General features: G+C 36.0%; 8 protein-coding genes, 1 pseudogene and 1 riboswitch. Of the genes and pseudogenes, 8 read left to right on the plus strand and 1 reads right to left on the minus strand.

Annotated features, from left to right (window positions below; genetic code table 11):
• The first annotated feature begins 1 nt into the window (after position 1).
• Both HNQ37_RS08070 and HNQ37_RS08075 read left to right on the plus strand, forming a co-directional pair.
• A complete protein-coding gene (locus HNQ37_RS08070) occupies positions 2-565 on the plus strand; it encodes a UPF0236 family transposase-like protein (protein WP_343066579.1) in 564 nt (187 codons plus the stop codon).
• 156 nt (positions 566-721) lie between these two features.
• Positions 722-1,465 (plus strand): MurR/RpiR family transcriptional regulator, encoded by a 744-nt coding sequence (locus tag HNQ37_RS08075; protein WP_183541146.1) that lies wholly within the window; start codon positions 722-724, stop codon positions 1,463-1,465.
• Between the two features lie 242 nt (positions 1,466-1,707).
• Here HNQ37_RS08075 and HNQ37_RS08080 read toward each other — a convergent pair whose 3' ends face one another.
• Positions 1,708-1,932 carry a transposase gene (locus HNQ37_RS08080; protein WP_183541149.1) on the minus strand — a complete coding sequence of 75 codons (225 nt, stop codon included), beginning with the start codon at positions 1,930-1,932 and terminating at the stop codon, positions 1,708-1,710.
• Between the two features lie 402 nt (positions 1,933-2,334).
• Positions 2,335-2,431, plus strand: a riboswitch (TPP riboswitch).
• 30 nt (positions 2,432-2,461) lie between these two features.
• On the opposite strand from HNQ37_RS08080, the gene thiM reads away from it, so the two are divergent.
• The 6 genes and pseudogenes from thiM to HNQ37_RS08550 form a co-directional block, all read left to right on the plus strand.
• Positions 2,462-3,223 (plus strand): hydroxyethylthiazole kinase, encoded by a 762-nt coding sequence (gene thiM / locus HNQ37_RS08085; RefSeq protein WP_183541152.1) that lies wholly within the window; start codon positions 2,462-2,464, stop codon positions 3,221-3,223.
• Between the two features lie 2 nt (positions 3,224-3,225).
• Positions 3,226-4,587, plus strand: coding sequence for a cytosine permease (locus HNQ37_RS08090; RefSeq protein WP_183541156.1), 1,362 nt, complete (start codon positions 3,226-3,228; stop codon positions 4,585-4,587).
• Positions 4,580-5,374 (plus strand): bifunctional hydroxymethylpyrimidine kinase/phosphomethylpyrimidine kinase, encoded by a 795-nt coding sequence (gene thiD, locus HNQ37_RS08095; RefSeq protein ID WP_183541159.1) that lies wholly within the window; start codon positions 4,580-4,582, stop codon positions 5,372-5,374. The genes HNQ37_RS08090 and thiD overlap by 8 nt, the downstream gene beginning before the upstream one ends.
• A complete protein-coding gene (gene thiE, locus HNQ37_RS08100) occupies positions 5,374-6,021 on the plus strand; it encodes a thiamine phosphate synthase (protein ID WP_183541162.1) in 648 nt (215 codons plus the stop codon). Before thiD ends, thiE begins: the two co-directional genes overlap by 1 nt.
• A gap of 521 nt (positions 6,022-6,542) precedes the next feature.
• On the plus strand, positions 6,543-6,914 hold the full coding sequence (locus HNQ37_RS08105; RefSeq protein WP_183541166.1) for a helix-turn-helix domain-containing protein: 372 nt from the start codon (positions 6,543-6,545) through the stop codon (positions 6,912-6,914).
• 109 nt (positions 6,915-7,023) lie between these two features.
• A pseudogene (locus tag HNQ37_RS08550) lies at positions 7,024-7,506 on the plus strand (IS3 family transposase); the annotation flags it as partial.
• Between the last annotated feature and the right edge of the window lie 95 nt (positions 7,507-7,601).

Consider the following 7,601-nt stretch of genomic DNA (forward strand, 5'->3'; position numbering starts at 1 on the left):
TGTGGATCGTTATCACGTGAACAAGAAGATCAAGGAACGCCTGAAGTTTGTGCCGGAATTGGTGAAGGATTTTCAACAGGCGCTGTACGCTTACGATTCTGACAGCTTGGTTCCGCTTTATGAGACGATCGAGAGCTTGTGTGAAATGCCAGAAGAACTTGAGAACCTGCACTTACTTCAAGCGTACATTCAGCGCAATTGGCGCTCACTCAAGCCTTTCAAGCAACGTTCCCTTCTCAAAGATTGTGAGGCGGTCATTGGCACCTGTGAAAGTCACCATCGTCTCTATACTTATCGGATGAAGAAACAAGGCCGACGTTGGAGTGAAGCGGGGGCTCAGGCGATGGTTAAATTGCTCAGCGCACGCCGGAATCAAAACTTTAATGCCTACACAGATTATGACTCCCTTCCTGAAGTTGAGGTGCCTGTTTACGACTGGCACCACCTTTTTAGGACTTATCAGAAGCCAACTTCAGAGTTCAAGAAGGTGATGAAATGGGATTACCACTCACTTTACCAAGCACATCTTGGCCCTCACAAGCTCAGGAGGAGCTTTAAAATATAAACAAAAATTCAGTTTTGAAGATTCACAGCCAATTATTTGACACTTACGAAATCATCTTTGATTCTCTTATTTAGACATTGTGTGTTAAAATTAGCTTGTTTTTATGAATAAAAGTAAAAAAATGTAATTGAAACGCAGAAAGTGAAGCAAAAGACTATGTTTGAAACTGTTGGAATTAGACAACTGAATTTCTTAGAGACACAAGTTTTTAACGCACTAATCGCTGATAGAGCAGAAGTGGAAAATGAAACTATCAGAGGTTTTGCTGCTCGTCTTCATGTCTCTACTTCAACTGTGATGCATGTTTGCAAGAAACTTGGTTTTGAGGGCTGGACCGAACTAAAATATCATCTAAAGAATGAAAATAATAAAAAAATTTTAGAAGAGCAAGACTACGACAGTATGTTGGAATTCTCTTTCTTTCTCAACCGCTTATATTCAAATGACTATCAGAAGCAGTTGAATCAAGCAGCTAAGCTAATATCTGATGCAGATTATTGTATTTTTTGTGGCGTTGGTGCCTCAGGATCACTCTGTGACTACGGTAGCAAGTATTTTGTAAATATTGGATTAAGCTCTTTTGTCATTTCTGATCCTTTCCAGGCAGTACAGACTAATTCAGAAAATAAAGTTGTTGCGCTTATTTTGTCTGAGTCGGGAAACACAGACCAAGTTGTAAAAAAGACCCAAGAGTTCAAAAGTTATGGTGCAAAAATTATCTCAATTACAAATAGTTCAGATACAGCAATTGCGAAACTTGCTGACTTGGGATTTACATATAATTTGATGGATGAGTGGTCAAAGCAATATCCTCAAGGAAATCTCACAACTCAGTTACCAGTAATTGCTATTATTGAAACTTTAGCCCATAAATCAATTGTAAAAAAAGGCAAATTGTAAAATTAGTTTAGCCACCTGAAGAAAGCAAAAAACAGCTGAATTTCTTATACTTGGGTTTGAAAGAAGACAAGTAGAAAGGGAATTCAGATGCACGGTTGTTTTAAACAGTCACTCTCAATTTTCGCTTGTCTCAGCTGTCTTTCAAGTTCGCGAATTCGTTGATTTTCGAGTTTGCTTGGCTGTCCTTTGGTCATAGTTCTATCTTTTTGACGCTTTCCCTCGTTTTTAAAAGCATTCGTACCCTATTTGTTATATTTGAGCACCCAAGCCGTGAGTAATGCTGGTGCATCAATATCAAGCTGATTCGTAGCTTCACGGTAAGAAATAATTTTTGTTAAATAATATTCACCCGCATTCAGCTTAAATTCACGATAATAAGTGCGTTTCTTACGTTTGATTTCTAACCCTTCAAAACCATAATGCTCGTAAACATTGAGCCATTGAAGAAGAATTGATTTCGTTGACAAACCCTATTTCTTTGTTAATGCTTTATAACCTCTAAGTAATCTTGTAAGACTTGTCGCTTTAATTCATATGGCTATTTAGACATAATAAAACTCCCCATATTCTGGATTTTGGTCCAGTTTATGGGGAGCACTACACCAAAAAGAAGGTCTTTTCTAATGCTAAAACTGACTAACTTATAATTGCAATTTGCCTAATAAGTAGATTATATAACAAAAAATATTCTGTATATCAAACAGAAGAGTCTCATATAGCCAGTATTTTAAGCTTTCGCCAAAACTGGATGATTGCAACTAATTCAATGAAGAACTTTAAGATAAACCATACGTAAATTTTGTAAGACATATGAAAGTATGATATACTCATTTGGTATTATACAGAATTGTAAATACAAAAAAATAAAATATTCGCACAATGGGTACCGCTTTAATTAAGTGGTTGAGAGAGACCATCATACCTGAACAAGATAATGCTTGCGTAGGAATGTGTATTTTCGTTACCCTCCTTTGTGCTGTCAAAAGGAGTTTTTTTATGGTTATTTTAAAAAAGATTCAAGAAGAGCATCCGCTTGTTCTAAATCTGGCAAATTCTGTCACGCAACAATATGTTGCAAATGTGATTAGCTATATTGGAGGTTCTCCATTGATGACAACGGCAATTGAAGATGTTGAAGAACTCTTATCAATTTCAAACTCACTTGTCCTCAATACAGGAACAATCAATGAAAAAGAATTACCACTTTTTATAGAAGCGGGGCGTAAGGCAAACGAATTAGGTAAACCTGTTGTTCTGGATCCAGTTGCTGTGATGTTACCTTACCGAGCAAGTGTTATCTCACGTCTTATCAAGGAAGTGAAATTTACTGTTATTCGTGGAAACGCAGCTGAAATTGCTTGGTTTGCTCAAAGTAAAATCGCGAGTAAAGGGATTGATGCAATTGAAGACAACACTAATTCAAAAAATGCAATTATAGCTTCTCAAATTACTGGAGCAGTTATTGTTCAATCAGGACAAGTTGATATTATTACAGATGGAAAATCAGTTTTGACAGTAGACACACATAGTTCTTTTTTTAAAGTTAATGTGGGAGCGGGAGATATGCTCTCTGCAACGATTGCAACATTCTTAGCAGCAACAACAAACTCCCTACAAGGAGCATATGAAGCTACAATTCTTTTTGGAAAAGCAGGAGAGCGAGCTAGTCAATTAGTGAATAACTTGCCAGGTGATTTTATTCCAAAGGTACTTGATGTACTTTATCAATTTGCTCAAGAACAAGTTAGGGAGAATTAATAATGGAGAATATGCAAATTAATAGTGAGGCAAGAACAACTGGGAGCTGGGATTCTTTTGCAACATGGATAAACGCCAATGCGAATAATAGCACATGGTTCACAGGAGGAGTAATCGTAGCTTCAGGAATTTGGGTAGCTTCATGGGATTTAATAATTGTTGGATTGCTTTCCTACGCTTTCATGACTGTTTCAGCATATATGGGTTACAAAACGGGGCTTCCGTCAATGTATTTGACCCGGCCGTCTTTTGGAATTCGAGGGTCTATTTTACCCTCATTTATTAATATAATACAGTTTATGGGTTGGGCTGCAGCTAATACTTTTATTGCTGCTCTTTCTATGGCTATGATTTTACATTCAATTTTTGGTTTACCAGATGTTACATCAAAAAATTCTTTTCTTTCAGTAGGTCTAGGTATTTTTATCATGATGATTCTTCACATTTTGGCAGTCTCACTTGGTGAAAAATCAATTCGACTTTTGCAAAGATTTGGGGTTTGGTTGATTTATATTCTTGTGATTTGGGAACTTATTGTTGTTTTCAAAAATTTTTCAATTCACCAACTTTTATCATGGAGACCTTCGGCGAAAATTAAAATGCCAATTGGCACTGCAATTGAAACCATGGCAGTTTTTAATCTTGGCTGGGCAACGGCAGGATCGGATTTCTCCAGATTTTCCAAAAATAAAATATCAGGGCTTCTGTTACCTTTTATTGGCATAAATATTGGTACATGGTGGTTTGCGGCTGTTGGAATGTTATCAACTGTTGCAATGGCAATTAGTTTGAATCGCTTTGATCCTAACAACTCCGATCCGTCAGCTGTCGCTACAAAACTAGGGTTAGGTATTGTAGCTTTGCTTGTTATTGTAGTAACTTCAACTGCTTCTAACGCGGTTAGTTTATTAGCTGCAGGGTCTGCTTATAATAATATCTTCAAAAAACAAGGTTTTAATAAATCGTTAATGATTGTAACGATATTTGCTTCAGTTATCTCTTTTATTCCCGTTTTTGCTAGCAGTTTTTTGAATGCGTTTATGGGATTTTTGACAATTATCGGTATGACTTTGATTCCAGTTATCCCAATTTATCTTCTTGATTTTTATGTTATTAAAAAACGAAAGTATGACGTGAGAGAATTTGATAAGGTTAAAGGAAAATATTGGTATAATGCAGGTGTCAATTGGATTGCCATAATATCATGGATGGTAGGAGTTGGAGCATACAACTTTTTTGCTCAGTGGACAGCTGTCAGTTCAACCGTTGGTATGAGTTTCGAAACATTGATTGTAACGGGAATCGTTTATTATTTATTGACAAAAATTTGTATTTTAATTAAAGAGAGGAGGAAAAATGATTAAAGTTCCACAAGTACTTACTATAGCAGGGATTGATTCAAGTGGGGGCGCAGGGGCAAACGCAGATATTAAAACGTTTCACAATCAATGCGTATACGCAGCCACAATTATTACTGGATTGACCGCTCAAAATACTTACGGTGTGCAATCAATAGATCCAGTTGCACCAAAGTTTATTTTGGATCAATTTGACTCTGTATTTAATGACTTAGAGATTTCAGCTACTAAAACTGGCGCTTTATTTGGTAAGGAACAGGTTGATGCTGTGGTTCAAGGAATCAAAAAATATCAGATTAAAAATTTGGTTGTCGATCCTGTGATGGTGGCAAAGGGAGGTGCAAAGCTCTTATCCGATGAAGCAGTTTATAGTGTAAAAACTCAACTCTTCCCAATGGCACAATTAATTACACCTAATTTAGAGGAAGCAGAGGTACTGGTAGGATATGCTATTGATTCTGAAATTAATCTTATTAATGCTTTGCATGATCTCCAAAGTTTAGGTGCAAAAAATGTATTGATTAAGGGGGAACACAGTTCAGGTGACCGAGTAAACGATGTTTTATTGACGTCGACTGGAGAAGTAATAACTTACAGAGGGACTCGAATTAATACTAATCATACGCATGGCACAGGAGATACACTATCTTCATATATTGTTGCTCATTTGGCACAAGGCGAGGAATTTACTTATATTATGCCAAAGGCAAAGGAATTTATTAATCGTGCAATAGGAGAAACGATTGATATTGGTCATGGCCATGGACCACTCAATCATTGGGTTAAAAGTTAATGAACAAAGAGATTTTAAGAGCTTATTTTATTGCAGGTCCACAAGATTTTCCTGGAGAAACAATTGATGAAGCAAAATTAAAAATTAGTCGAATTATTCAGTCTGGAGTAACTGCTTTTCAATTCAGAGATAAAGGTACAGTTTACCAAAATGATTATCAAAGAATAAAACTTGCTCAAGACTTACGAGAGATTGCACAACAGGCTAAAGTTACTTTTATCATGAATGATGCTGTACAGTTATCGATTCTCACACAGGCAGACGGGTTACACATAGGTCAAGATGATGAGCAGTTGTATAAAGCTCGAGAGATGGTAGGAAATGAGATGATTATAGGGCTATCAGTTCGTAATGAACAAGAGCTACTTTTGGCTCAAGATAGCATAGCGGATTATTTAGGAATTGGCCCAATCTATCCTACTCAGTCTAAATCAGATGCTTCCGAATCTATTGGACTAGTAAAATTGAGTAATATGCTTAACAAAAATAATCTTCCCATTGTAGGAATTGGAGGAATTGATTTAGCAAAAATCCCGGAGCTTTCGAAAACAGCAATTGACGGTGTGGCTATAATTTCATTGTTGACAAAAGCTAAACAACCAAATGAAGTGGTAAATGTAATCTTAAAACATTTTTTATTGGAATAACGTTTGAGACTAATGAGTTGGTGTTAATCTGAATTATTGAAAATGATATTACATCACATAGGATACTTAGTATAGTAGCAACTAAAAAAACGCCGACGGATAATTTATTACTTTCTCCGTCGGCGTTTTTTGTTATTAACTTAATTATTTGTTCGGGAACTTATTCATTTATTGGTAAAATATACCCAAAATTTGTGTAAAAAAATGAAACGTCCTCCATTAACTTTAGATGGAATAATATCAAGTAAACAATGACGAAATAGAATTACTTTTATTTGAGAAAATAATGCTATTTTTTAGTTTAAAATTTGCCGTTTAAAATTTGTTACAGAATTAGTAAAAAATAGTTAAGAAATTCAATATTTTATTATAATAACGCCGAAATTGAGTGATCTTCCCGTTGATTTATGGGAGGTTCTTTTGAACTATGTCACTATATCGGCAAGAGTTTAGGCTGATAGTACAAGTTTGATGTACCCCCAAGAATATAGACTTTTCAAAAAAATGAAAGGTCTTTTCCTATGTCAAAATATTCATTTGATCTGAAATTAAAAGTAGTTCAAGACTATAAACAAGGTTTAGGAGGCTATAACTTTCTTGCTCAAAAATATAATAGCAATGATATGTTCCAAGTTAGAAATTGGATAAAAGCTTATCAAAGCTTTGGACTTGATGGACTTCGTCGAAAACGTCAAAGCGTGTCTTATTCAACAGAATTTAAGCTCAATGCGGTAAACTTATATTTAACAACTGAGAAAACCTATCGAGAATTAGCGAGTGAACTTCAAATGAATAACCCTGCATTACTAAAGAGTTGGGTCATTTCTTATCGCAAACAAGGAGAGCTTACTTTCGCCCCAAAACTCGTGGAAGACCTAGAAAAGAGCCAATAGTGCCTCAAATTAAATCCTTTCAAAACCATTCTGACTGGAAGGAGACGGAACAAAAACTCTCCAGATTGCAGAATGAGAATCTCAACTTACGAATGGAGAACGACTATTTAAAAGGGCTGAGGAGATTGCGAATGGAACAACAAGTGAGAGAAAATCTCGACTTGTTCAAGACCCCCACCAACAGTTTAAGTTCCCCCTCAAACAACTCTTAGTCATTTCAGAACTTCCAAAAGCCACATATTACTATTGGATTGCTCGTTTTAAACGTCCGAATAAAGATGAAGCGCTTGAGCAAAAAATGCTTGAAATTCGTCAAGCACACCCTAATGCGGGTGATCGTCCAATGGTTGAACACCTAAAACAAAGCGGTTTCCATGTCAATCATAAGAAAGTTCAACGATTGATGAGGAAGCTCGGATTTTGTGTGACAGCTTTCTGGCACAAATCACGTAAGTACACTTCCTATAAAGGCACTGTGGGTAAAATAGCTAAGAACAAGCTTCATAGACGGTTCAATACTTTTGTTCCACATCAAAAGCTCACGACTGATACGACCGAATTAAAATACTATGAAAATAATGTTCAGAATAAGCGGCAAATTGTAAAATTAGTTTAGCCACCTGAAGCAAGAAAAAAACACCTGAATCTCTTATACTTGAGTTTGAAAGAACAAAAAGTAGAAAAGGA

Origin of the sequence: Lactovum miscens (assembly GCF_014202895.1) — a bacterium.
Lineage (GTDB): Bacteria > Bacillota > Bacilli > Lactobacillales > Streptococcaceae > Lactovum > Lactovum miscens.

Coding starts and splice junctions, on each gene's coding strand:
- HNQ37_RS08075 (WP_183541146.1), top strand. CDS start 722: ATGTTTGAAACTGTTGGAATTAGACAACTGAATTTCTTAGAGACACAA.
- thiM (WP_183541152.1), top strand. CDS start 2,462: ATGGTTATTTTAAAAAAGATTCAAGAAGAGCATCCGCTTGTTCTAAAT.
- HNQ37_RS08105 (WP_183541166.1), top strand. CDS start 6,543: ATGTCAAAATATTCATTTGATCTGAAATTAAAAGTAGTTCAAGACTAT.
- thiE (WP_183541162.1), top strand. CDS start 5,374: ATGAACAAAGAGATTTTAAGAGCTTATTTTATTGCAGGTCCACAAGAT.
- thiD (WP_183541159.1), top strand. CDS start 4,580: ATGATTAAAGTTCCACAAGTACTTACTATAGCAGGGATTGATTCAAGT.
- HNQ37_RS08090 (WP_183541156.1), top strand. CDS start 3,226: ATGGAGAATATGCAAATTAATAGTGAGGCAAGAACAACTGGGAGCTGG.